We start from the raw sequence: 23,008 nt of genomic DNA, 5'->3' as shown, positions 1-23,008 counted from the left end.
GAGGACCGCACCATGCCGATCGACCGCAGGACCTTCCTCGCCGCCGGTGCCGCCGGAATGGCCGGGGCCGCCCTCGGCGGGCTCGCCGGGAACGCCGAAGCCGCCACCTGGGAGACGGTGCTCGACGGCACCTTCTCGAACTACGGAACCCTCGAAGCCGCCTGGAACTACCGCTACCCGTGGGGCTCGGACCACAACGGCACCGCCCGGATGTACGCGAGCAGCACCGACCACAGCCAGGTCTACCTGGAGGCCGGCGGCGTGCTCGTGCTGAAGGCGACCCCGGTGCCCCAGAACGAAGGCAACAGCGGCGCCGACCCGCACCTGCCCATCCGCTACCACTCCGGCGCGGTCCACGCCAAGCAGCAGATCACCGTCACCGACCAGTTCCCCAGCTGGGAGGTCAAGGGCGAGTTCCAGGCCCCGTCCGCCCGCGGCACCTGGCCGGCGTTCTGGCTGACCGGCGCCACGAGCTGGCCGCCGGAGAGCGACATCCTCGAGTTCAAGGGCGACGCCCGCAACTGGTTCAACACCTACAAGAACGCGAGCGGAGCCTGGTCCAACACGGTGGTCGGGGTGAACAACCCCGGCGCGTGGCACGGCTACCGCGCGTGGATCACCAAGGTCAACGCGTCCGATGTGGACATCCACTACTACCTCGACGGCAACTGGGTGGCCCAGCACCGCGGCGCGAACTTCGTCGGCAAGCCGATGTGGCTGATCATCAACCTCCAGATGGAGGGCTCGTCCGGCTCACCGGGCCCGACGACGCCGACGTACTACCGGGCCCGCAACGTCTACGTCGGCCGCAACCGGGCGTAGGCCTGCCCGGCCAGCGCACGGAGTTTCGGCACGGGCATGCGCTTGCCGTAGGCAACGACCGTGCGCTGCCCGTTGCCGCCGAGCCAGGTCAGCAGCGCCGATCCGCCGGGCACGCTGCCCTCGGCGAGATCGGGCTCGCCGCGCGGCGGCAACGGTCCGGCGACCTTGAGGGACAGGCCGAGGATCTCGGTCCAGAAGTAGTCGTCGCGCGGCGGCCCCGCCGGGGCGAGATCCAGTGCCGACGCGGCGGCGGCCTTGCCCTGCGCGACGGCGGTGGACCAGAACGGGGTGCGGGTTCCGGTGTGCAGGCACGTGACGTCCCCGGCGGCGAACACGCCGGGTACCGCGGTGGCGCAGGCCTGGTCGATGGTGACGCCGCGGGGACCGGCCAGTCCGGTCCCCGCCAGCCAGTCCGTGTTCGGCACCTCGCCACAGCAGGTGACGACCACGTCGGCGGTGAGGACGGTGCCGTCGGCCAGCCGCACGCCGCCGACCGGATCGCCGGTCAACGTCGCCGGTGCCGGAGTGACGACGACGCGGACGCCGTGGTCCCCGGCCCGGGCGGTGATCGCCTCGGACACGAACGGGCCGAGGATGCGGCGCAGCGGCGGGTCGACGTCGACCACGGTGACCGGGATGCCCCGGGCCACGCAGGCGCTGACGACTTCCAGGCCGAGAAAACCGGCGCCGACGACGAGGGCGGAACGGGCAGCGTCGAGCCGCGTGCGCAACCGCCGCGCGTCGTCCAGGGTGCGCAGCACCGTTTCGCCGCGTTGCCCGGGAGCGGCGATCCGCCGGGCGCGAGCGCCGGTGGCGACGACGAGCGCGGCGTAGCCGATCTCCCGGCCGTCCGCGGTGGCCACGACCCGCCGGCCGACGTCGGCGGCCACCGCGGGCGAGCGGACGACGTCGACGTCCAGCCCGTCGAGCCGGTAGCCGAGCGTGCTGTCGGCACGGTCGTCCTTGAGGACGGCCTTGGACAGCGGAGGCCGGGCGTAGGCACCGTGCTCTTCCGCGCCGATCAGCGTGATCGGACCCGCGTGACCCAGTTCCCGCAGTTCCCGCGCCGCGGTGATCCCGGCGATGGACTCGCCGGTGATGACGATCGAGCCCGGTGGGGTCACGGGACTTCCCGCAGCGCGGCAACCGGGCACGAAGTGACGGCCGCCCGGGCGGCGGCGAGCTGTTCCGGCGGGATGTCGGTGCCTTCGAAATGGTGGACGAGTTCGGCGTCGTCGTCGAGTTCGAAGATCGCGGGCGCCTGCTCGGCGCACAGGCCGTGGCCTTCGCAGCGGTCGTAGTCGGCGGAGATCTGCATCGGGGGTCCCCTTTCAGGCCGGGACGAGTTCGAGCGGAAGCCGCCCGAGGCGGTGGATGATGTTGTTGCGGGCCCATTCCGGCGGGCCGGCCGGTTCGATCCGGTCGACGCGGGCCACGAGTGCGCGCAGCATCGCCTGGGTTTCCAGGCGGGCGAGGCCCTGCCCGGCGCAGCCGTGCGTGCCGTGCCCGAAGCCGAGCTGGCGGGCGGCGTCCCGGCGGATGTCGAACGTGTCCGGGTCGTCCCACGCGAGCGCGTCGCGGTTGGCGGAGGCGTAGAGGACGAGGACTCGGGACCCCGCAGGCAGTGCCGTGCCTGCCAGCTCGGTGTCGCGCGCGACCTTGCGGCTGAAGGCACGCAACGGCGATTCGTACCGGACGACTTCGTTGACCGCGTTGGGGATCAGGCCCGGGTCGTCCTTGAGGAGCTGCCACTGGCCGGGGTGGGTGGCGAACAGGTGCAGGGCGCTCGCGATCGCGCTGAGGGTGGTGTCCAGGGACGGCGCCAGGTAGTCGATCATCAGCGCCGGGCACTCGGCGTGGGCGAGTTCACCCGCGTCGGCCGCGCGCAGCAGGTCGTCGCCCATGCTGCCGGGCAGGACCTTCCGCTGCTTCGCGACGGTGTGCGCGAACCGCGCCATGCCCAGGCCCGCCGGGATGGCCTGCACCGCCTGGCCGTTCAGCGGACCCAGGATGTCGAACGTGGCCGCGCCCCACCGCAGCAGGTGTTCCCGTCCCTCCGCCGGCCACCCGACGAGGTCCGGGACCACCGCCGCGGGCAGCGCGGCCGCGACGTCGACGCCGTCGACGGTGCGCCGGGCGACCGCGGCGTCGACGATCTCGGCCGCCTGGCGTTCCACGACGTCCTTCATCGCCCGCAACGCCCGCGGAGTGAGCCGGTGGGCGACCAGGGCCCGGCGGCGGGCGTGGTCTTCGCCGTCGCTGTTGAGCGTCGTGCCCCGGGAGAGCCGGTTGGTGACGGCGTTGAGCGCGACGCCGTCGCCGGAGACGAAGGTCTTGTCGTCCAGCAGCACGGCCTTGCACTCGGCGTAGCGGGGCAGCGCGTAGACCTTGTGCTTGGGCAGCCACACCACCGGACCGAGTTCGCGCAGGTTCGCGTAGTGCGGGTACGGGTCCAGGATCGCCTGCGGCGAATAGAGGTCCGGCCGGTAGACCGGCATTTTGGGGCGTCGGGGCATCGTTGCTCCTTGTCAGAGAAACCGGCGCAGGATCCGGGAAAGGCGGCCGGCGCACAGCACCGTGCCGTCCGGGCGGACGAGGGCCGCGCCGGTGCGCAGCCAGCGGTGCAGCTCGCGGGACCGGCCGGCGGGGACGAGGACCGCGCCGGACTGCCGGATGGCGGCCCGCTCGGTCTCCGACGGCGTGCTCGCGGTGACGACGGCGAAGCGGCCCCCGGCAACGTCGTCGAAGCGGGTTCCGTCGTCGAGGAGGGCGTTGGGGCACAACCGTCCCGCCGGCGAACGCCGGAAGCGGGGCCGCGCCACCAGTGCCGACCGGCGCAGGGCGGGGGTGGCGCTGTCGATGACCCGGCCGTTCAGGCGCGGCACGGCCACCCGCCGGACGAGGGTGCCGAAGCGGCCGCCCGCGGTCATGGCCTTGCCGACCAGCACCGCCCGCCGGATCATCGCGCGGACGTGCGGCTTGCGTTCCGTCTCGTACGTGCCGAGCACGCTCTCCGGGAGGGTCCCGCCGAGGACGCCCGCGAGTTTCCAGGCGAGGTTGGCCGCGTCGCGCAGGCCGGCGCCCATGCCCTGGCCGATGAACGGCGGGGTGAGGTGGGCGGCGTCGCCGAGCAGGAACACCCGGCCGTCGCGCCACCGGTCGGCGATCCGCGCGCGGAAGGTGTACTCGGCGACGCGGACGATTTCCAGCTCAGCGGCCGGGACATCCCCGGTCCACGGCTCGATCAGCGGGTGCAGCCGATCGAAGTCACCGAACTCCGCGGCGGTCTCCCCCGGCCGCAGCCGGAATTCCCAGCGGTGACGGGTTTCCCCAATGCGCATGTACGTCGCCGCGCGGCGCGGATCGCAGACCTGGTGCACGCCCTCCCACTGACCGAGATCGGCGGTGGTCGCGACGTCCACCACGAGCCAGCGCTGGTCGAACTTCAGGTCCGCCATCGTCGCGCCGATCGCGGTCCGGACCAGGCTGTTGGCGCCGTCGCAGCCCAGCACGTAGTCCGCGTGGACCGTCTCGCGCGCACCCGTGACGCGGTCGGTCACCTCGGCCCGCACGCCGGTCGCGTCCTGGGCGAGGCCGGTGACCTCGGCGTTGCCGCGCAAGGTGACCGTGCCGATCGTCGCCAGGTGCTCGCGGAGCAGGTGCTCGAGATCGGGCTGGTCGAACATGTTCGCCTCGGGGTAGCCGTGGCGGCCCGCACCCGGCGACCGCCGGAACTCGGCCAGCACCCGCAGGTCCGGGTCCAGCAGCCGCAGCCCGTGGCAGGGCCGGGAACGCGCGGCGAACGACCCGGCCAGCCCCAGCCGCCCCAGAATCCGGTACACCTCGTCGTCCAGGTGCACCGCGCGGGGCCGGGGATAGACCGCGTCCTGCCGGTCGAGCACCAGGCAGCCGACGCCGTCGCGGCCGAGCAGCGCCGCGGCGGTCAGCCCGGCCGGGCCCGCGCCGACGATCAGGACGGGCACCTTCACGGCGACACCCCGAGGACCACGAGGTAGCCGGCGACGAGTGCCGCGCAGACCAGCGCCGGCACGAGGTCGCGGCCGCGGTCCCGGGAGCGCACGTGTGTCACGAGGGCACCGGCGAGCAGGAGCAGCAGGCCGATGGCGGCCAGCGCGCCGAGCACCGGCACGGCCAGGCCGAGCAGGACCCCGGCGGCTCCGGCGATCTCCAGCGCGCCGATGCCGCGGTAGGCCGCGACGGAGAACCCGGCGTGCGCGGCGCGTTCCCGCATCGGCGCGAGCGCGAACAGCTTGGCCGCCCCGGCGAGGAGGAAGACGGCCGCCACGAGGACGGACAGGACGATCATGGGTTTCCCTCGGTGGTCAGGCGGGCCGGGACGGTGTAGCGGGCGAGCGTGGCACTCACCTTCGGTTCGTCCACTTCGGACGCAACGGTGACGACGGCGACCACGGTGGCGTCCTCGATCACCGTGTCGACCGCCACCCCGTCGAACGGGCCGAGTGCCTCGGCGAGCGCCCGGCGGGTGGCGTCGGCACGCAGGGCGAGCTTGTACGGCTTGCCGACGTCGGTCACCGGCAGCGCGTCGAGCACGGTGACGGCCTTCGGCGCGGCGGCCCGCTCGGGTACGTGCCCGGCGGCCCAGGTCAGCAGGGCGTCCTCGGTCACCGTGGCGCCGGGAGCGAGGGTCACGTAGGCGACGGGCACCTCACCGGAGTGCTCGTCGGGACGGCCGACCGCGCCTGCCGCGGTGACCTCGGGGTGGGCCAGCAGGGCGTCCTCGATCATCGCCGGGTCGATGTTGTGCCCGCCGCGGATGATGAGGTCCTTGGCCCGCCCGGCCAGGTGCACGAACCCGTCGGCGTCGAGCCGGGCCAGGTCGCCGGTGTCGAGCCAGCCGTCGCGGAGCTTGCCGAGGCCGTCCAGGACGTACCCGGTTTCGTCATGCCCGACGACGTAGCCCGGGATCACCGTGGGACCGCTGATGGCCAGCACGCCGGTCTCGCCGCGGGGCAGCTCCTCCCCTGTTTCCGGGTGCACGACCTTCATCCGCTGGTACGGCAGGCGCTGGCCGACGGTGCCGGGGCGCGGGTCGCCGGGAAAGCTGCGGGCACTCGCGCAGGTGGCTTCGGTCAGCCCGTACCCCTCGACCAGCGTGACGCCGGTGTGCGCCTGGAAGCCCTCCCGCACGGCCGCGGGCAGCGGCGAGGCGCCGACCATGGCGTACCGCAGGCTGGCGATGTCGGCGTCCACCGGGCACTGGGCGAGCACCGCGTACACGGTCGGAACCGCGCTCATCGCGGCGATCCGGTGTTCCGCGACGATCTTCCAGAACTGCCCGTACAGCGCGGGTTCCCGGTAGCCGAGCGGGCCGGCCCACACCGCGTGCTGGCCCTTGAACAGCGGCGCGAGCAGCGTGACCACCAGCGCGTTGACGTGGAACAGCGGCAGCGCGGCGAAGACCGCCGAGCCGACGTCGAGCAGCGAGTTCGCCGCGATCATCCACGCGTCGGCGACCTCGTTGGCGTGCGTGTGCGCGGCCAGCTTGGGTGCCCCGGTCGTGCCCCCGGTGTGGAACAGCGCGGCCAGCTCCGACGCTGCCGGGGGCTCCCCGTCGAAGGCGGCGTCGTCGTGCCCGGCGGCGAGGTCGGCAAGGTAGCCGACGCGGACGCCGTCGACGGCGGGCAGCGCGGCCGGTTCGCCTGCCGCGCCGGTCGGGCGCAGCACGAGGATCGCGTCGAGCCCGGGGGCGAGATCCCGGGCAGTGGCCCAGATGTCCGGCGCAAGCTCCGGACCGGCGGTGATCAGGACGCGGGCGCCGGAAAGCCGGAGCAGCTCGGTGAGGTGGTCGCGGGAGAGGCCGCCGTTGAGCGGCGCGGCGATTCCGGCGAGCTGGGCGGCCAGCGTCGCCGGAATCAGGTCGGCGCAGTTCGGGGACATCAGCGCGACCGCGTCACCACGCCGAATACCCAGTTCCCGCAACAGATTGGCATAGCGGTGGACGTCGGCGAGCAGCTCGGCAAAGGTGCGCCGGACGGGCTCGCGCCACCTCTCCGCGTCGGGCAGCACCGTGGTCGCCGGGCGGTCCGGCCACCACGCGGCGGCCCGGCAGAGCAGGGCGTAGGTCGACTCCGGCAGGTGCCGGTCGGCGAGCGGGACGGCTTCGATCGCGGCCAGGTCGGCCGGTTCCGCGTAGCGCGGCCACAGGGAAGCACCGGTCATCGCTGGTACCTCACGACCGTGCGCTGGGTGCCGAGGTCGAGGGCACCGTCGTCGGTGGCGACGGATGCCTCGACGACGTCGCCGTCAGCGAGGTACTTCGGGTTCTTCGCCTGCCCCTTGAAGAACAGCTTCCACTTCAGTGCCGGGGGCAGCAGCGCGGCGATCTTCTCCACGACCTTCGGCGGCGCGGACAACGCGGTGCCCGCCGGGGTCCCGGTGAGCACCAGGTCGCCGGGATCGAGCCGCTGGAACCGGGCCAGTGCCTGCAAAGCCTGCAGCGGGCGGTAGAGCATGTCCTCGCCGACGACCGCGTTCTGGCGCACCTCGCCGTTGACCGACAGCCGCAGCCGCAGGTCGGCGAACCGCTTCAGCTCGGCGGCGTCCAAGAGCACGAGGGCGGGCCCGGCCGGGGTGAACGTCGGGTACGACTTGGCTTCGTAGAACTGGGTCTGCGGCAGCTGGACGTCGCGGGCGGAGACGTCGTTGGTGACCACCAGCCCCGCGACGTACTCGTCGATGGCGGTGACTTCGCTGCCGACCGGGATCTCGCGGCCGATGACCAGGCCGATCTCCACCTCGTAGTCGAGCAGCCGCACGTGCGGTGGTTTGACGACGTCGTCGAAGGGGCCGCTGATCGACCCGGACGCCTTGCGGAAGAAGGTCAGCGGCACGGTCGCCGGGTCCATCCCGGCGTCGGTGACGTGCGAGGCGAAGTTGGTCATCTGGGCGACCACGCGGCACGGCGCGGTGACCGGCGAGACGAGGTCGAGCGAGGCCACCGGCACGGAGTCGGTGGCGGCGGCCGCGGCGGTGATCGCGGCCCGGTCGCCGAGCAGTTCGGCGGTGGTCGTCGCGGCCGTGGAGATCCGCGCCGCCCCCGACGGGGTGGCGGCGTACCAGGCGTCGGCGGTGCGCAGGACGGTCAGGCTCATGAACGGGCTGCTTTCAGCAGGCCCAGCAGGCGCTGGGCGTCGAATTCGTTGTCTTCGCGAAGCGCCGAGAACACCGCGCGCAGTTCACGCAGCGACTCCTTGCCCGGCTTGACGCCGAGGAAGTCGGCGGTGGCGGGCGGTCCCCACTGGGCCAGCCCGGAGGCGGTCAGCGGGGCCCAGCCGGGTGCCACGGTGTGGTCGAACAGGTCGCCGTCGCTGAAGTGCTCGACCAGGAACCCGTCCGGGTCGCGCCAGTAGTCGAACAGCTGGCTGCCCTCGATGTGCCGCCCGATGCCCCAGGAGTGGTGGTAGCCGTGCTCGCGCAGGTACTCCCCGCCCGCGGCCAGCGCGTCGAGGTCGGCCACCTGGTAGGCGGAGTGCACGTACCGGTCGGCCGGGCCGAGGACCATGGCCAGCGTGTGGTGGTCGGCCGGGGTGGCACCCCGGTCGCAGCGCAGGAAGCTCATCACCGGCCCGCGCTCGCGCTGCCCCGGGTAGTACAGGAAGTCGCTGACGATCAGGCCAAGGTGGTCCAGGTACCAGTCCAGCGCCGCGCGGTAGCGGGTGGTCTGCAGGACCACGTGCCCGAGCCGCTGCACCCGCGCCGGCGCGCGCGGCGGGCGTTGCGTGGCGTTGACCCGCCGGACGTCGTGGCCGAAGTTGAGTTCCTGCGGCCGCTGCGGCGGCAGCGCGGGCAGCTCCTCGGTGTCCGCAACGACCCGGACGCGCAGGCCGCTCGGGTCGGGCAGGTCGACAGTGACGCCGCCCAGCGTCTCCGGCAGCCTGCCGACCGGCCGCCCGGTGGCGTCGGCCAGCCGCAGGACGTCGCCGGGGGCGGCGGCCAGGAACGCCGGGCCGCGGAACTTCGACCGCGGCCCCCTGCGGACGAGCACGCACGGCGCACCGGGGTCGGTGCCGCGCAGGTGCAGCTCGTGCGGGGTGCTGAGCGTCGGCGTGAACCCGAAGGCGCGGGCGAACACCTCCGCCCTGGCCAGGTCCGGCTTCTCGAACTCCAGCCACGCCAGGTCGTGCACCTTGACCACCGGGTTCGCCGCCCGGCCGGGATGCTCGCCCGCGAGCGCGCCGCGCTCGCTGTGCAGGCCGCTGTGCGGATCGCCCACGACCGCTCCCTTCGTTGGTGACGATATCGTCAGTTACGAGGGTATCGTCAGTCAAGACCTTCTGACGATTTCCTCAGCAGTGACGCGATGGGCTAGGATGCGGCGACGACCAGCCAGAACGGGAGCACGCATGCCGGAGCACGCTCCGAGCCGACTGGAACGGCGCAAGGCGCGCACCCGCGCGGCCCTGATCCAGGCGGCACAGGCCCTCATCGCGGAAGGCAGGACCGCGGTGCCGATCCTGGAGATCACCCAGGCCGCGGACGTCGGGATGGGGTCGTTCTACAACCACTTCGAGACGAAGGAGCAGCTCTTCCAGGCCGCGGTCGAGGCCGCACTCGACGCCCACGGCGCCATGCTGGACGAGCTGACGACCGACCTCGACGACCCGGCCCAGGTCTTCGCGCAGAGCTTCCGGCTGACCGGCCGCCTGCACCGGCGGCACCCCGAACTCAGCAAGGTCCTCCTGCACTACGGGCTCGAACTCGCCGACTCGGAGACCGGCCTGGCCCCCCGCGCCCGCCGCGACATCGAGGCCGCCGTACGCGCCGGCCGGTTCACCGTCCGGGACACCGAACTGGCCATGCTCACGGTGGCGGGCGCCGCCCTCGGCCTCGGACGGCTCCTGCACAGCCGTCCCGACCGCGACGACGCCTCGGCGACCGACCAGGTGGCCGAGGACCTGCTGCGCATGCTCGGCCTCACCGCGGCCGAAGCGCGGGAGGTCTGCAGCCGTCCCCTGCCCGCGCTCGACGGCACCGCGGCCTGAACCCGCAGGAAAATTACACCGCTGATCTCCTGCTCCACCACCGAATCTTCCGCTTGGCGGCTTGACGGAAGCCCTCCGGGCGATACCGTGTGGGAGCGCTCCCACACATCGACGTCAGGAGTTTTCGGTGGCTGCTCAACGGCGAATTCGCGGTCGGTCCGGCAAGCCTCTCGCTGCGGGCGGCTGCCTGGTGGCGGCCCTCCTGACCACGGCCGCGCCCCCGGCGTCCGCGGACACCCTCGCCCTGTCGGTGAACCTGTTCGCGGCCCGGCACGCGATCAGTCCCGACATCTACGGGATGAACGGCGGCGACCCGGCACTCGTGGCGGAACTCGGCACTCCGGTGTCCCGCTGGGGCGGCAACGCGAGCAGCCGCTACAACTTCAAGAACCAGACCTACAACACCGGCAGCGACTGGTACTTCGAGAACATCGTGGCCGGGCCGGACAACACCGTCGAGGCCTACGTCCAGCGCAACCGCGACCACGGCGTCAAGCAGGTGGTCACCGTGCCGATGTCCGGGTGGGTGGCGAAGGACTCGCCGGGGTGGCCGCACGCCTGCGGGTTCCCGGCCACCCGCTTCCCGGCCCAGGATTCGTTCGACCAGTGGGACGCCAACTGCGGCAACGGCAGGCTGAACAACACGAACCTGACCGGCGCGGAGCCCACCGACACGTCCGTCCCGGCGGACGCGTCCTTCGCCGGCGAAATGGTCTCGCACCTGGTGAGCCAGTTCGGTCCGGCGGCACGCGGCGGCGTCCCGATCTACGAACTCGACAACGAGCCGGTGCTGTGGAGCGCCACGCACCGCGACGTGCACCCGCAGCCGGTCAGCGACGACGAACTGGGCAGCAAGAGCACGGCGACCGCGGCGGCGATCAAGGCCGCCGACCCGCGGGCGGCCGTGCTCGGGCCGTCGGGCTGGGGCTACTGCGAGTGGGTGGCGTCCGGAGTGGACGGTTGCGCGCCGGGCGCGGACGCCGCCGCCCACGGCGGGCTCAACCTGTCCCAGTGGTTCCTGAAGAACATGAAGGACGCGGGCACCGCCGCGGGCAAGCGGCTGCTCGACTACTTCGACCAGCACTACTACCCCCAGATCAGCGGCGACAAGACCCCGGAGGCCAACGCGCTGCGGCTGCGGTCGACCCGTTCGCTGTGGGACCCGACCTACGTCGAGGAGTCCTGGATCGGGCCGAGCGGCGTCAACGCCCCGCCGCTGCAGTTCATCCGCACGATGAAGCAGTGGATCGCCCAGTACAACCCCGGCACGAAGACGGCCATCACCGAGTACAACTGGGGTGCGCTGGACGACATCAACGGCGCGCTGGCCGAGGCCGACGTCCTCGGCATCTTCGGCCGCGAAGGCCTCGACCTGGCCACCATCTGGGGCGAGCCGAAACCCACCGACCCCGCCGCGTACGCGTTCCGCATGTACCGCAACTACGACGGCGCGGGAAGCAAGTTCGGCGACGTAAGCGTCTCGGCGTCCAGCACCGACCAGGGACAGCTGGCAATCTACGGCGCACAACGCCGCTGCGACGGCGCGGTGACCCTGATGGTGATCAACAAGACGGGCACCGACCTCACCGCGCCGCTGTCGATCGCCGGAGTCCCGGGCACCGCGACGGCACAGAAGTTCACGTACGGCCCGGCAAACCTGTCATCGATCGTGCGCGGCGACGACCTGGCCGTGCGCCGCGGCAGCGTCACCACGACGTACCCCGCGAACTCCATCAGCCTGCTGGTCGTGCCGCGGCACTAGTTTTCACCGCTTCGAGTGATGACGGGTGTTCGAATGCCGGGCACTCTGGGGTCATGACCACCAACGCTGTGTGGAACGCCGAACCGGAGGCCCTCGCCGACCTCCTCGGTGAGCTGTTCGCGCAACTTCGGTCCTGTGAAGCCCGAATCGGTGCTGTGCTTGTGGGGATTGAGCAGCGTGGGGTCATGGAGCTGTTCGGATATCGTTCTGTGGCACGGTTTCTGGAGCATCTCGTCGATCTGCCACGGCAGGCTGCCGAGGTCTTGGTCAAGCGGGCCCGGAAGCTTCATCCCGGGCTGAACCTTGATGGCACCCCTGTTCCTCCGCTTGCTCCCGCGACCGCTGTTGCGGCGCGGGAGGGGCGGTTGAGCAACCCGATGATCGACACGATCGTCACGGTCCTGCGGGATGTCCCTCCCGAGCATCGTGATCGGGTCGAGCAGGATCTCCTGGGGTTTGCCGCTGATGCCGGGCACAAGCAGGTCGCCGTCCTCGGTGCGCGGATCCTGGCCCACCTCCATCCCGACGGCCAGCCTCCTCAGGAAACCGAACCCGCCCGGCCGGACCGCGAACTGTCCTTGCGACGCAAGAGATCCGGGGTGTGGGAGCTACACGGCCGGTTCGATGACGAGACCGGGACCCGGGCCAGTGCGGTGCTGGATGCCCTCGCCCAGCGGCGCTCCACCGACGAAGGCCCCGACCTCCGCTCCCCGCAGGAACGCTACGGCGATGCCTTCTCCGACGCGATGGATCTGGCGGCGAACTCCCCGGAGCTGCCCATGCAGGCCGGGGAACGCGCCCACGTCATGGTCGCCATCTCCCTCGACGACTTGAAGACCGGCATCGGCAAGGCGCTCCTCGGTGACACCGGAACCATCTCCGCGGCTGAAGCGCGGTTGCACGCCTGCGACTGCATGATCATCCCCGCAGTGCTGGGTAGCCACAGCGAACCCCTCGACGTCGGCCGCCTCCGACGCCTCGTCCCACCCGGCATCCGCCGAGCCCTGTACCTGCGCGACCGCGGCTGCGCCTTCCCGGGCTGCCATCGACCACCCCGGCACTGCCAAGGCCACCACATCCGCCACTGGTCCGAAGGCGGCCCCACCGAACTGGGAAACCTGGTGCTGATGTGCGCCCACCACCACCGCTTGCTGCACCGCTCCGGATGGGAAGTACGGATCGCCGCCGACGGCCTACCAGAGTTCCTGCCACCAACCTGGCTGGACAAACGCCGAAAACCCCGGCGAAACAACCTCCACGAACCGCTCCCATTCGCAGCGTGACGGGGACAGGCCCGCAGCCACACGGCTACGGGCCTACCCCCACGCGCAGACGGTGCCAGCCATCACCCTCCCTTGCGGACACTCAGCACGACAACAGTCAACCGACCACCAACGGATGGACATGGCGAAGCCGGACACTCCTGGCGGACAGGTAACGCCGTCGATCGGTAACGAGGATCGACCCGAGCGTCCCGGCCACCAGCCACGCGGCCAGCTGCGCCACCCCCGCCGTCAGGCCGGTGCCGTCCCCCACGCGCACACGATGCCAGCCATCACCCTCCCTTGCGGACACTCAGCCCGACAGCAGTCAACCGACCACCAACGGATGGGCATGGCGAAGCCGGACACTCCTGGCGGACAGGTAACGCCGTCGATCGGTGACCAGGATCGACACGAGCGTCCCGGCCACCAGCCACGCGGCCAGCTGCGCCACCCCCGTCGTCAGGCCGGTGCCGTCGGTGGCCGCTGCGCGCAGGGCCAGGACCGCGCCGTGGGTCGGGAGGTAGTCCGCGACTGCGTACAGCGGGCGCGGCAACGTCGAGACGACGCCCGTCGCGCCCGCGAGGACCAGGACCGCCAGCGAGGCGATCCGGCCCGCGCGGCCGAAAAGGGCCGCGGCTGCCTGGTTGAGGGCGACGAATGCCGAGGCCGCCAGCAGCGCGATCAGCAGGAACCCCAGCGTGCCCGCGATGCCGAGCTTCAGGACCGGGACGGCGATCGCGGTGATGGCCAGCGCCGCGAGGGCGGCCGCGGTTGCGCCGGGGATTGCGGCGCGCAGGATGATGCGCCACGTCGGTTCCCGGGCGGTGAGCACCGCGTCCGGCACCGCGCGGGTGACGATGTACGTCGCCAGGGCCAGTGCCCACAACGCCAGCGCGGCGAACAACGTCAGCGCCAGGGTTCCGATCGGCGTGCCGCCGGTGGTGGCGGTGCTGGGGTCCGCCGCGACCGTCTTGAGGTGCGCACGCTCGGCGTCGGTGTAGGAAGGCACCTGGTCGCGGCCCTGGTCGAGCTGGGTGGCGAGTTGCCCGGCGCCGTCGTCGACCTTCCCCGCCCCGTCCTTGAGCTGTCCGGCGCCGGAGGCCAGTTTCTGCGCGCCCGAGTTCGCCTGCCGGACGCCGTTGTCGAGCTGCCGCGCGCCACTGGCTGCGGACGCGATCCCGGCAGCCAGCTGGCCGGACTTCGCCGCGAGCTGGGCGTTGCCGTTGGCGACCTTGCGGGCCCCCGCCGCCAGGGCCTGGACGGCGTCGCGGGCCTTGACGGCGTTGGCGCGGACGGCCGCCTTCACGCCGTCGATCTTCGCCGCGTCCGCGGTGAACCGGTCCGCGGCCTGCCGCAGCTCGCCGCAGAACGCCGGGGTGCCGGTGCACTCCTCGGCGAGCTGCCGGAACCGTTGGGCCGCGCTGCTTGCCGACGGCACGGCGTCGATCGCGGCGATGATCCGGTCGGCCAGCGGCACGACGACGCCGGCGAGCTGCTCGTTGCCGTCGGCGACCTGGTCCGCGCCGTTCGCCAGCTGCCGGGTCAGCGAAGGCAGCTGCGCGGTGTCGCGCTCGGCCTGGGTCAGCCCCGACGCCAGCTTGCCGGAACCGGTGGCGAGCTGCGCGGTTCCGGCGGCGAGCTGGTCGGCGCCGGTGCGCAGCTGGCCGGCGGCGTCGTCCAGCTGACGCGTTCCGTCGGCCAGCTTCGCCGCGCCGTCCGCGGCCTGGCCGACTTTCTGGTGCAGGGTCGTGAATCCGATGTAGACGTTGTCCAGATAGGTCTGGACGACCTGCTGGTTCAACGTCCGTTGCGTGGCCTCGGCGATGTGGGCGGCCAGGCCGGGATCGCCGACGCCTGCCGCGTCGGACGTCTGCACCTGCAGCCGCGCCTGGCGGGCGTCGAGGGGCTTGGCGGTGGCCGCCGAGGTGGCGCGGGCGGAAAAGTCCTGCGGGATCGTCACCGCGGCCGCGTAGCTGCCGTCGGCGAGACCGGCCGCGGCGTCGGCGGCGTCGGTGAGCACCCAGTCGTAGGCCGAATCCTCGCTGTGGGTCAGGTATCCCGCGAGCTGACGGCCGAGCGGAATCGTCCGGCCGTTGACCTGGACGGGTTCGTCGTTGTTGACCACGGCGGCCTTCGCGGTGCCGTGGTTGGCGTCCGGTGTCCAGAACGCCCAGGTGAGCAGGCCCATGACGAGGAGCGGCACGGCGATCAGGCCGGTCCAGGTGCGCCAGGTCAGCGGGCCCGTGGCGAGGGCGCGGGCGGAATGGGCGAAGGGCTTGAGCATCAGAAGACCTCGGCGGGCTCGGCGGCGGTGAGGGCGTGCAGCTGCGCGGCCGCGGGCAGCAGGTCCGCGATGCGCTCGGGGTCCTGGCAGGTCAGCACGAACGTCGTGGTACCCCGCCCGGCGACGAGCCTGCGGACGTGGTCGCGCAGGTCCGCGCGCAGCACGAGGTCGACGTCGTCGACCACGACGAGCCCGGCGTCGCCGTCGCGGGCGATCTGCCGCGCCGGGTCGGTCGTGCTCCGGCACGGGATGACGGCGACGTCGCGGCGCAGCGCGTGCGTGTGCTGGGGCAGTACCCGGCCGAGCACCTTGAGGTCGCCGGTGAACCGGGTGACCCGGCCGGCGAGCGTGTACGCCAGCGCGGTCTTGCCGCAGGCCCCCGTGCCGTGCAGCACCAGCACGCCGCCGCGGGGGACGCGCAGGCCGACGTCGCGGTACACCGGTCGGCCACGGTCGTCCTCCAGACACAGGCCGCGGGCGCTGATCGCCTCGTCGGTGCCGGGCCAGCCGGCGAGCCGCAGTTCGTGCACGAGCGCGTCGCCTTCGGCGTCGAAGACCGGCAGGACGCGGTCGAGTTTCGGCGGCAGCCCCCAGGCGCGGCGGCCCAGCAGCGCCAGCACCGCGGGCACCAGGGTCATCCGCACGACGAAGGCGTCGACGAAGACCCCGACGGCGAGGCTGAACGCGATGGGTTTGATGGTGGCGCTGCCTTCGGGGACGAACGCGGCGAAGACCGCGAACATGATCACCGCCGCCGCGACGACGACCCGCGAGGCGGAAATGAACCCGGATTCGATCGCGTGGTGCGGATCGCCATGGTGGACGTAGTCCTCGCGGATCCGTGAGACGAGGAACACCTCGTAGTCCATGGCGAGTCCGAAAAGGACACCCATGAGGATGATCGGCAGGAAGCTGATCACGCTGCCGGTGTGGGTCACGCCGAGCGCGTCGGCGAAGTGTCCCTGCACGAAGACGAACGACGTCGCGCCGAAGGCCGCGGCGACCGAGAGCAGGTAGCCGGCGGTGGCCTTGACCGGCACCCAGATCGAGCGGAACACCATGGCCAGCAGGATCAGCGAGAGGCCGACGACGAGGATGCCGAACGGCAGCAGGGCACTGCCGAGCTGGGCGGAGACGTCGATGCCGACGGCGGTGATGCCGGTGACCGCGGTCTGCGTGCCGTAGACGTCAAGGAAGTGCGGCTCCAGCCCGCGCAGCCGCGCGACCAGCTCGTCGGTCTGCGCGGAGTCCGGAGCGGTCGCGGGGACGACCTGGATGATCCCGGTGTCGCCCTTGGGGTTCGGGGTGGCCAGCGGGACCGAGGCGACGCCGGGGACGTGCCGGATCTCCTCGGCGATCCGGTTCACCAGCCCGATCGGGTCGGTGCTGGTGATGATGTCGGCGGTGACGATCAGCGGGCCGTTGTAGCCGGGCCCGAAGTGTTCGCTGACGACCTCGTAGGTGTCGCGGGCCGGGCTGCCGTGCTCCTCTGTGCCGTTGTCCGGCAGCGCCAGGCGCAGCGACGTGGCGGGGATGGCGCAGACGGCCAGCCCGGCGACCACGACCAGCACGGTGACCAGGGGTGCCTTCGTCGCGGTCCGGACCCACCAGCGGGCGATCGGCGGTTTCCGGCGGCGCCGCTTCGGTTTCGGGGTCCGCGGGCGCAAGCGCTTGCCCGCAAAGGACATCAGCGACGGCACGAGCGTGACGGCGATGGCGACCGCCAGCGCCACGCCGACCGCGGCGGCGACGCCCATGGTGGTCAGGAACGGGATGCCCGCGACGGCCAGCCCGAGCAGGGCGATGACGACGGTGAGCCCGGCGAAGATGACCGCCGACCCGGCGGTGGCGGTGGCGCGGGCGATCGACTCCTCGACGTCGAGGCCCTCGGCCAGCTGGTCGCGATGCCGGGAGAGGAGGAACAGGGCGTAGTCGATGCCGACCGCGAGCCCGATCATCACCGCCAGCATCGGCGCGGTCGAGGAGATCGGGGTGACCAGCGTCGCGAGGAAGACGAGCCCGATGGCGACGCCGACGCCGAGGACCGCGGTGACCAGCGGCATGACCGCGGCGATCAGCGAACGGAACATCAGCACCAGGACCAGCAGCGCGATGAGCAGGCCGATGCCTTCGGTCGGGCTGAGCTTCGGCACCCGGTTCGAGAACGCGTCCCCGCCGGTGTGGACCGTCGCGCCGGTCTGCTTGGCGAGGTCGTCGGCGACGGCCGCGAGCGCGGTCTTCGTGGCCGGGTCGACCTGGGCGAGCTGGACCTTCAGCGGCACGGCGATCAGGGCGGCCCGGCCGTCGCCCGAGACCGCGCCGTGCACGTTCGCGTCGAACGGGTTCACGACCGTGGCGACCTGGCCGACCTTCCCGATCCGGGCCACGGCCTCGCCCACCGCGGCCCGGATCGGCGGGGTGTCGGCCCTCGTCCCTTCCCCCACCACGAGCACCAGCTGGGCCGAGGTGCCGCTGACCTCGGGGAAGACCCGCCCGAGGTGATCCAGCGCGTCCTGCGACTCCGAGCCGGGAATGGCGAACGCGTCGTCGGTGCCCTGGCCGAACACCAGCGCGGCACCCCCGGCGACGGCCAGGACGACGACCCACAGCGCGAGGACCAGCACGCGCGCCCGGGCGGCGGCACGGCCGAGGCGGTAGAGGAATGACGACACGCGAAGCTCCTGACCACGTTGGATACGTCGTGTATCGTAATGCATGATGTATCCGATGCAGCGTGCATCTCGTCACTCCTCCGAGTGATCGAGAAGTAAGGTGACGGCATGACGACCCCGAGAGCGATGACGCGGCGACGCGCGGAGACCCGGCGCCGGGTCATCGAAGCGGCGTACGACGTCTTCGCGGAGATGGGGATCCGGGACGCGCCGGTCGAGCTGATCTGCGACCGCGCGGGATTCACCCGAGGCGCGTTCTACTCCAACTTCGCCAGCAAGGAGGAGCTGTTCCTCGCGGTCTACGAGGTCCGGATGCAGGAACGCGTCGAGCGCCTGCGCACCGCGGTCGCCGCAGCGACAGCGGCGGCCGACCCGGCGTCCGCGGACGCGATCACGGGCGTGCTGCAGGACGCGGGCGAGCTGTTCATGGAATCCCTGACGGCGGACGAGACGTGGTACCTGCTCAACGCGGAGTTCCGCGCCCAGGCCCTGCGCCAGCCCGAACTACGCGCCCCGACGGCGGCCGCCGAGCGCCGGTTCCACCACGCACTGGCCGAAATCCTGCGCGACCTGCTGAGCCGCCTGGGCCTGCGCCTGACGGTCGAACCCGAGAGCGCGGTGATCACGATCGTCCGCCTGTACGAGACGATGCTGGAACGGGCCATCCTCGACGAGCTGCCCGACCGCGCGGGCAACCGCTACCTGACCGACGTCCTCCCCCGCCTGCTCACGGCCCTGGTCACCCCGCTTTGACGGCGGCCGTGGTCAGCTGCGCCGCTTCGCCGTGACGAGCGAGATCACCGCCAGCACGGTGTTGACCGCGGAGATCGCGACGGTGAACTTCGCCGCCTTGCCCTGAAGTTCGCCGCGCGCACCAGCGTAGGCCGCGGCCGCGGTGTCCGTCGCGTGGATGAGGACGGCCTGGCCCAGGATCCGCCGCGCCGCCGGGTCGTCCGCCTTCAGCAGCAGCAGGTCCGCACCGAGGACGAGGGTACGGATCCCGAACATGCGCGCGGGATAGCCGAACCGCGCGTCCTCCCCCGGTTCACTGCCGAGGCTGCGCGCCATCCGGCCGGGAGCGAACAGCCCCAGCGCGCCGTTGAAGATCCGCACGCAGGCCAGCGCTTTCCGGGCGAGGTCACCTGATTCCATCGGACCACCTTCCGCGCTGCCGCCGATTCCTTCAATCCGCCACGCCCAAGATGCGCAAAACGCGGTCACCGGGATCGGCCTCCCGCCGCACCAGGCCTTCGCCGGCCGACGGCAAGCTCGGCCCGGATGTGAAAGTTTCACCGTCTCGTTCGGGTTTGTGTTAGCGTTCACCCCCCCCGCAGCGGCCGCCGTTTTGTCCGGCTGTGGAACGAAGGAGGCCCGCAGATGGTCGCTCGTCGCGTGAGAAGGCTCCTCGTGACTGTCGGGTCGGCGGTCACCCTCGCTGCCGGTGCCATGGCCGGGACGACCGCCTCCTCGCAGGCGGCCACGCAGGGCCCGTGCGACATCTACGCCGCGGGCGCCACTCCGTGTGTGGCCGCGCACAGCACCACCCGGGCCCTGTACGGCACCTACAACGGCCCGCTCTACCAGGTACGCCGGTCCTCGGACAACACCACCCGCGACATCGGCCTGCTGAGCGCCGGCGGGGTCGTGAACGCCGCGGCGCAGGACTCGTTCTGCGCCGGCACGACGTGTCTCATCACCGTCCTCTACGACCAGTCCGGCCGCGGCAACCACCTCACGCAAGCACCTCCCGGCACCTGGCCCGGCCCCGCTCCCGGCGGCTGGGACAACCTCGCCGACGCGACCGCCGCCCCGGTCACCGTCGGCGGGCAAAAGGCTTACGGCGTCTACATTGCCCCCGGCACCGGCTACCGCAACAACAAGACCAACGGCGTCGCGACCGGCGACCAGCCCGAGGGCATCTACGCCGTCGTCGACGGCGTCCACTACAACAACTGGTGCTGCTTCGACTACGGCAACGCGCAGACGACCAACAAGGCCGACGCGCCCGCCATCATGGAGACCGTCTACTTCGGAGCCGACCGGCAATGGGGTTACGGCGACGGCCCGGGCCCGTGGGTCATGGCCGACCTCGAGTGGGGCCTCTTCAGCGGCGTGAACGCCGGCCACAACACGAACCCGACCGTCAACCACCGGTTCGTGACCGCCATCGTCAAGGGCGAGCCGAACCACTGGGCGATCCGCAGCGGCGACGCCCAGTCGGGCGGCCTGACGACCGTGTTCGACGGGCCACGGCCCTCCGGCTACCACCCCATGAAGAAGCAGGGAGCCATCCTGCTCGGCATCGGCGGCGACAACAGCGTCTCCGGCGCCGGCACCTTCTACGAAGGCGTGCTCACCGCCGACTACCCGACGGCCGCGACCGAGAGCGCGGTGCAGGCCAACATCACCGCCGCCGGCTACAGCGACGGCAGAACCGGCGCCACGACCGGGCCGCTGCACGCCGTGGGCGCCGGCAAGTGCCTCGACGTGCCGAACTCGTCCACGGGTACCCAGCTGCAGATCCGCGGCTGCACCGGCCAGCCCGCCCAGAACTGGACCCGCACCGCGTCGAACCAGCTGACGGTGACGACCGGCGGCACCACGCTGTGCCTGGACGCCAGCGGCGGCGGAACCACCGCGGGCACGAAAGTCATCACCTGGTCGTGCACCGGCCAGCCCAACCAGCAGTGGAACCTCAACTCGAACGGAACGATCACCGGCGTCCAGTCCGGGCTGTGCCTCGACGTCACCGGCGCCTCCACGGCCGACGGCGCGCCGGTCGAGCTGTGGACGTGCAACGGCGGCAGCAACCAACGATGGACGCTGGGTTGAGGAGGGCCGCACTCGACCCCGTCCCGACTCCCGCCGAAAACCTGCGTGTTACATCTTGACGAAGTCGATCGCATCATTCACAGTCCTCCTGGGACTTCGGTCACACCACCGACTCACTCCCCACCTTCCATCCCCCTATCCCCGACCCGGCTCCACAGCCGAAATGTTAGCGCTAACAATCCCCGGATCCGCGACGATGCGGCCCCTCCGGAAAGGACAGATGCTCATGTCGATCGGGTTTGCGAAGACCACCACGAGGCGGCGGCCAGGGTTGATCGCGGCGGTGGTCGCGACCCTGGCCGGCGGGTTGCTCACCGGTGCCACCTCGGCGCCGGCCGCCACTGCGGCCACCACCGCCACCTGCTCGCTTCCGTCCACCTACCGCTGGTCTTCGACCGGCCCGCTCGCGAACCCGAAGTCCGGCTGGGTCTCGCTGAAGGACTTCACCAACGTCGTCGTCAACGGCAAGCACGTCGTCTACGCCACGACCCACGACACCGGGTCGAGCTGGAAGTCGATGAGCTTCAGTCCCTTCACGAACTGGTCCGACATGGCCTCGGCCACCCAGAACTCGATGTCGTTCAACGCCGTCGCGCCGACGCTGTTCTACTTCGCGCCGAAGAACGTCTGGGTGCTCGCCTACCAGTGGGGCGGCCCGACGTTCTCCTACCGCACCTCGAGCGACCCGACCAACCCGAACAGCTGGTCCGCGCCCCAGACGCTGTTCACCGGCACGCTCCCCACCGGAGCACCGATCGACCAGACGCTCATCGGCGACGGCTCGAACATGTACCTGTTCTTCGCCGACGACAACGGCAACATCTACCGGGCCGGCATGCCGATCGGGAACTTCCCCGGCAGCTTCGGCTCGTCGTACACGAAGATCATGAGCGACAGCGCGGTCAAGCTGTTCGAAGCGCCCGAGGTCTACAAGGTCAAGGACCAGAACCAGTACCTCATGATCGTCGAGGCACGGGGCACGAACGAGCGGCGCTACTTCCGTTCGTTCACCGCAACCAGCCTGACCGGCTCGTGGACCCCGCAGGCGGCGACCGAGAGCAATCCCTTCGCGGGCAAGGCCAACAGCGGCGCAACCTGGACCAACGACATCAGCCACGGCGACCTGGTCCGCACCAACCCCGACCAGACGAAGACGATCGACCCCTGCAACCTGCAGTTCCTCTACCAGGGACGCTCCCCCAGCTCCGACGGCACCACGTACGGCCTCCTGCCGTACAAGCCGGGCGTGCTGACCCTGCAACGCTGACGCGATGACACAGGGCGGGCTCGGCACAAGCCGGGCCCGCCCTGTTCGTACTGTGGCCGAGCCGCGTCGGCCGGCGGACCGCCGGGCTCCGGCGCCCTCGCTGCTGTCCCGGCAGATGCCGGAATCACTCCGGCGAGGATCGGGTCAGCCCGTCGCCGACCAGCCGGGCAATGGCACCCCCAAACCAAAAAGCTCGGCTGACCTGAGTCAGCCGAGCTTTTTGGTAACTGCTTGTACCCCCGACAGGGTACGAACAGCAACCACCCGACCGCACTCGCGGCTGACCTGCAGATCTCCGCAACTCTGACCCTCGTCGAGTACGGCCGGAGGCGGCGATGACCAAGCCGTCCCGCGACAGCCTCGCCCTCGGCGTCCAGTGCTTCTTCACCGCACTCGTCGCGCTCGGCGCGGCGTTCGCCTCCTACCGGCACGGCCTCCAGTTCGCCCTCCGCTTCGGCGCCGACGAGACGACAGCCTGGATCTGGCCCCTCATCGTCGACGGCCTGCTCACCATCGCCACCGTCGAACTCTGGAAACCCGGCAACGGCAGCCGGTGGCAGGCCTGGCTCGCCTTCATCTTCGGGATCTCGCTCTCCCTCTGCGCCAACATCGCCTCGGCCGCCGAACTGAGCACCTTCGGCATCATGGTCGCGGCTTGCCCACCCCTTGCCCTGCTCCTAGCGGTCGAGCTGCTCAACCGCGCACTGAAACGCCACCGCCAGACGCCGGTCCCAGCCACAACGAGCATGGAACCGCCCGCCGCGGAGGAGTTGTCCACAAGCGGGGACGAGCCTGTAGAGCAAACCGCCGAGCAACGCATGTGGGCCTTCTACCAGGCGGAACGCAAGCAAGGACGCACACCCACCGGCGCAGACCTCGACCGAGTCGCCGGAACCCACAACTACGGGCGCCGCATCCTGCGCAAGTGGCGTGCCGCAGAGCGGCTCAGCCCGCCCGATGAAACGACAAATCCACCAAGCCCCTCCGTATCGGAAACCAAGGAGAGAACTCAACTGACAGCGGTCGGCTCGCTCAGGCGCCTTGCGGATCAAAGTCCGCGGCAGTAGCACTTCGAACTTGC

18 protein-coding genes and 1 pseudogene are annotated in these 23,008 nt (G+C 71.5%); 8 read left to right on the top strand and 11 right to left on the bottom strand.

What is annotated here, in order from left to right; translation table 11 throughout:
* The first annotated feature begins 12 nt into the window (after positions 1-12).
* Positions 13-822 carry a glycoside hydrolase family 16 protein gene (locus ABJI51_RS05410; RefSeq protein WP_348947884.1) on the top strand — a complete coding sequence of 270 codons (810 nt, stop codon included), beginning with the start codon at positions 13-15 and terminating at the stop codon, positions 820-822.
* Here ABJI51_RS05410 and ABJI51_RS05405 read toward each other — a convergent pair.
* Genes ABJI51_RS05405 through ABJI51_RS05370 form a run of 8 tightly spaced genes read right to left on the bottom strand, consistent with a single transcriptional unit; the run spans position 798 to position 9,076 of the window.
* Positions 798-1,946 carry an NAD(P)/FAD-dependent oxidoreductase gene (locus ABJI51_RS05405; RefSeq protein WP_348947882.1) on the bottom strand — a complete coding sequence of 383 codons (1,149 nt, stop codon included), beginning with the start codon at positions 1,944-1,946 and terminating at the stop codon, positions 798-800. The two genes, ABJI51_RS05410 and ABJI51_RS05405, sit on opposite strands and share 25 nt — an antisense overlap.
* The gene (locus ABJI51_RS05400) at positions 1,943-2,140 is read right to left on the bottom strand and encodes a ferredoxin (protein ID WP_348947880.1); all 198 of its coding nucleotides are present in this window, start codon (positions 2,138-2,140) and stop codon (positions 1,943-1,945) included. The genes ABJI51_RS05405 and ABJI51_RS05400 overlap by 4 nt, the downstream gene beginning before the upstream one ends.
* Before the next feature lie 13 nt (positions 2,141-2,153).
* Positions 2,154-3,338, bottom strand: a complete 1,185-nt coding sequence (locus ABJI51_RS05395; RefSeq protein ID WP_348947878.1) for a cytochrome P450 — start codon at positions 3,336-3,338, stop codon at positions 2,154-2,156.
* Positions 3,339-3,350: 12 nt separating this feature from the next.
* The gene (mhpA, locus tag ABJI51_RS05390) at positions 3,351-4,811 is read right to left on the bottom strand and encodes a bifunctional 3-(3-hydroxy-phenyl)propionate/3-hydroxycinnamic acid hydroxylase MhpA (protein WP_348947877.1); all 1,461 of its coding nucleotides are present in this window, start codon (positions 4,809-4,811) and stop codon (positions 3,351-3,353) included.
* Positions 4,808-5,149 carry a DoxX family protein gene (locus ABJI51_RS05385; RefSeq protein ID WP_348947875.1) on the bottom strand — a complete coding sequence of 114 codons (342 nt, stop codon included), beginning with the start codon at positions 5,147-5,149 and terminating at the stop codon, positions 4,808-4,810. The genes mhpA and ABJI51_RS05385 overlap by 4 nt, the downstream gene beginning before the upstream one ends.
* A complete protein-coding gene (locus tag ABJI51_RS05380; protein WP_348947873.1) occupies positions 5,146-7,023 on the bottom strand; it encodes an acyl-CoA synthetase in 1,878 nt (625 codons plus the stop codon). The genes ABJI51_RS05385 and ABJI51_RS05380 overlap by 4 nt, the downstream gene beginning before the upstream one ends.
* Positions 7,020-7,955 (bottom strand): fumarylacetoacetate hydrolase family protein, encoded by a 936-nt coding sequence (locus ABJI51_RS05375; protein WP_348947871.1) that lies wholly within the window; start codon positions 7,953-7,955, stop codon positions 7,020-7,022. Before ABJI51_RS05375 ends, ABJI51_RS05380 begins: the two co-directional genes overlap by 4 nt.
* Positions 7,952-9,076: a VOC family protein gene (locus ABJI51_RS05370; protein WP_348947869.1), complete on the bottom strand. Its 1,125-nt coding sequence runs from the start codon at positions 9,074-9,076 to the stop codon at positions 7,952-7,954. The genes ABJI51_RS05375 and ABJI51_RS05370 overlap by 4 nt, the downstream gene beginning before the upstream one ends.
* 130 nt (positions 9,077-9,206) lie before the next feature.
* On the opposite strand from ABJI51_RS05370, the gene ABJI51_RS05365 reads away from it, so the two are divergent.
* The 3 genes from ABJI51_RS05365 to ABJI51_RS05355 all read left to right on the top strand — a co-directional run bounded on the left by ABJI51_RS05365 (position 9,207) and on the right by ABJI51_RS05355 (position 12,890).
* Positions 9,207-9,845 (top strand): TetR/AcrR family transcriptional regulator, encoded by a 639-nt coding sequence (locus ABJI51_RS05365; RefSeq protein ID WP_348947867.1) that lies wholly within the window; start codon positions 9,207-9,209, stop codon positions 9,843-9,845.
* A gap of 190 nt (positions 9,846-10,035) precedes the next feature.
* Positions 10,036-11,607 carry a glycoside hydrolase family 44 protein gene (locus ABJI51_RS05360; RefSeq protein ID WP_348947865.1) on the top strand — a complete coding sequence of 524 codons (1,572 nt, stop codon included), beginning with the start codon at positions 10,036-10,038 and terminating at the stop codon, positions 11,605-11,607.
* Positions 11,608-11,660: 53 nt separating this feature from the next.
* The gene (locus ABJI51_RS05355; RefSeq protein ID WP_348947863.1) at positions 11,661-12,890 is read left to right on the top strand and encodes an HNH endonuclease signature motif containing protein; all 1,230 of its coding nucleotides are present in this window, start codon (positions 11,661-11,663) and stop codon (positions 12,888-12,890) included.
* A 307-nt stretch (positions 12,891-13,197) separates the two neighbouring features.
* Here ABJI51_RS05355 and ABJI51_RS05350 read toward each other — a convergent pair whose 3' ends face one another.
* On the bottom strand, positions 13,198-15,156 hold the full coding sequence (locus tag ABJI51_RS05350; protein ID WP_348947861.1) for a YhgE/Pip family protein: 1,959 nt from the start codon (positions 15,154-15,156) through the stop codon (positions 13,198-13,200).
* On the bottom strand, positions 15,156-17,828 hold the full coding sequence (locus tag ABJI51_RS05345; protein WP_348947859.1) for an MMPL family transporter: 2,673 nt from the start codon (positions 17,826-17,828) through the stop codon (positions 15,156-15,158). The genes ABJI51_RS05350 and ABJI51_RS05345 overlap by 1 nt, the downstream gene beginning before the upstream one ends.
* A gap of 108 nt (positions 17,829-17,936) precedes the next feature.
* Between ABJI51_RS05345 and ABJI51_RS05340 the strand changes: the two genes are divergently transcribed.
* Positions 17,937-18,581 (top strand): TetR/AcrR family transcriptional regulator, encoded by a 645-nt coding sequence (locus ABJI51_RS05340; protein WP_348947858.1) that lies wholly within the window; start codon positions 17,937-17,939, stop codon positions 18,579-18,581.
* Between the two features lie 12 nt (positions 18,582-18,593).
* Here ABJI51_RS05340 and ABJI51_RS05335 read toward each other — a convergent pair whose 3' ends face one another.
* Positions 18,594-18,980 (bottom strand): hypothetical protein, encoded by a 387-nt coding sequence (locus tag ABJI51_RS05335; protein WP_348947856.1) that lies wholly within the window; start codon positions 18,978-18,980, stop codon positions 18,594-18,596.
* A 225-nt stretch (positions 18,981-19,205) separates the two neighbouring features.
* On the opposite strand from ABJI51_RS05335, the gene ABJI51_RS05330 reads away from it, so the two are divergent.
* The 3 genes and pseudogenes from ABJI51_RS05330 (at position 19,206) to ABJI51_RS05320 (ending at position 22,994) form a co-directional block, all read left to right on the top strand.
* Positions 19,206-20,660, top strand: a complete 1,455-nt coding sequence (locus tag ABJI51_RS05330; protein ID WP_348947854.1) for an arabinofuranosidase catalytic domain-containing protein — start codon at positions 19,206-19,208, stop codon at positions 20,658-20,660.
* 352 nt (positions 20,661-21,012) lie between these two features.
* Positions 21,013-21,927 (top strand): annotated as a pseudogene (locus tag ABJI51_RS05325) (non-reducing end alpha-L-arabinofuranosidase family hydrolase); the annotation flags it as partial.
* A 335-nt stretch (positions 21,928-22,262) separates the two neighbouring features.
* Positions 22,263-22,994 carry a DUF2637 domain-containing protein gene (locus ABJI51_RS05320; protein WP_348947852.1) on the top strand — a complete coding sequence of 244 codons (732 nt, stop codon included), beginning with the start codon at positions 22,263-22,265 and terminating at the stop codon, positions 22,992-22,994.
* Positions 22,995-23,008 lie beyond the last annotated feature (14 nt).

Source organism: Amycolatopsis melonis (genome assembly GCF_040064235.1).
Lineage (GTDB): Bacteria > Actinomycetota > Actinomycetes > Mycobacteriales > Pseudonocardiaceae > Amycolatopsis > Amycolatopsis melonis.
Note: the sequence above shows the minus strand (reverse complement) of the source record. Positions and strands in the feature narration are given on the sequence as shown.

Bases quoted from the DNA above. Each gene is read 5' to 3' on its own strand.
- ABJI51_RS05385 (WP_348947875.1), bottom strand. From the start codon at position 5,149: ATGATCGTCCTGTCCGTCCTCGTGGCGGCCGTCTTCCTCCTCGCCGGG.
- ABJI51_RS05335 (WP_348947856.1), bottom strand. From the start codon at position 18,980: ATGGAATCAGGTGACCTCGCCCGGAAAGCGCTGGCCTGCGTGCGGATC.
- ABJI51_RS05330 (WP_348947854.1), top strand. From the start codon at position 19,206: ATGGTCGCTCGTCGCGTGAGAAGGCTCCTCGTGACTGTCGGGTCGGCG.
- ABJI51_RS05320 (WP_348947852.1), top strand. From the start codon at position 22,263: ATGACCAAGCCGTCCCGCGACAGCCTCGCCCTCGGCGTCCAGTGCTTC.
- ABJI51_RS05355 (WP_348947863.1), top strand. From the start codon at position 11,661: ATGACCACCAACGCTGTGTGGAACGCCGAACCGGAGGCCCTCGCCGAC.
- ABJI51_RS05410 (WP_348947884.1), top strand. From the start codon at position 13: ATGCCGATCGACCGCAGGACCTTCCTCGCCGCCGGTGCCGCCGGAATG.
- ABJI51_RS05350 (WP_348947861.1), bottom strand. From the start codon at position 15,156: ATGCTCAAGCCCTTCGCCCATTCCGCCCGCGCCCTCGCCACGGGCCCG.
- ABJI51_RS05400 (WP_348947880.1), bottom strand. From the start codon at position 2,140: ATGCAGATCTCCGCCGACTACGACCGCTGCGAAGGCCACGGCCTGTGC.
- ABJI51_RS05340 (WP_348947858.1), top strand. From the start codon at position 17,937: ATGACGACCCCGAGAGCGATGACGCGGCGACGCGCGGAGACCCGGCGC.
- ABJI51_RS05380 (WP_348947873.1), bottom strand. From the start codon at position 7,023: ATGACCGGTGCTTCCCTGTGGCCGCGCTACGCGGAACCGGCCGACCTG.
- ABJI51_RS05365 (WP_348947867.1), top strand. From the start codon at position 9,207: ATGCCGGAGCACGCTCCGAGCCGACTGGAACGGCGCAAGGCGCGCACC.
- ABJI51_RS05395 (WP_348947878.1), bottom strand. From the start codon at position 3,338: ATGCCCCGACGCCCCAAAATGCCGGTCTACCGGCCGGACCTCTATTCG.
- ABJI51_RS05375 (WP_348947871.1), bottom strand. From the start codon at position 7,955: ATGAGCCTGACCGTCCTGCGCACCGCCGACGCCTGGTACGCCGCCACC.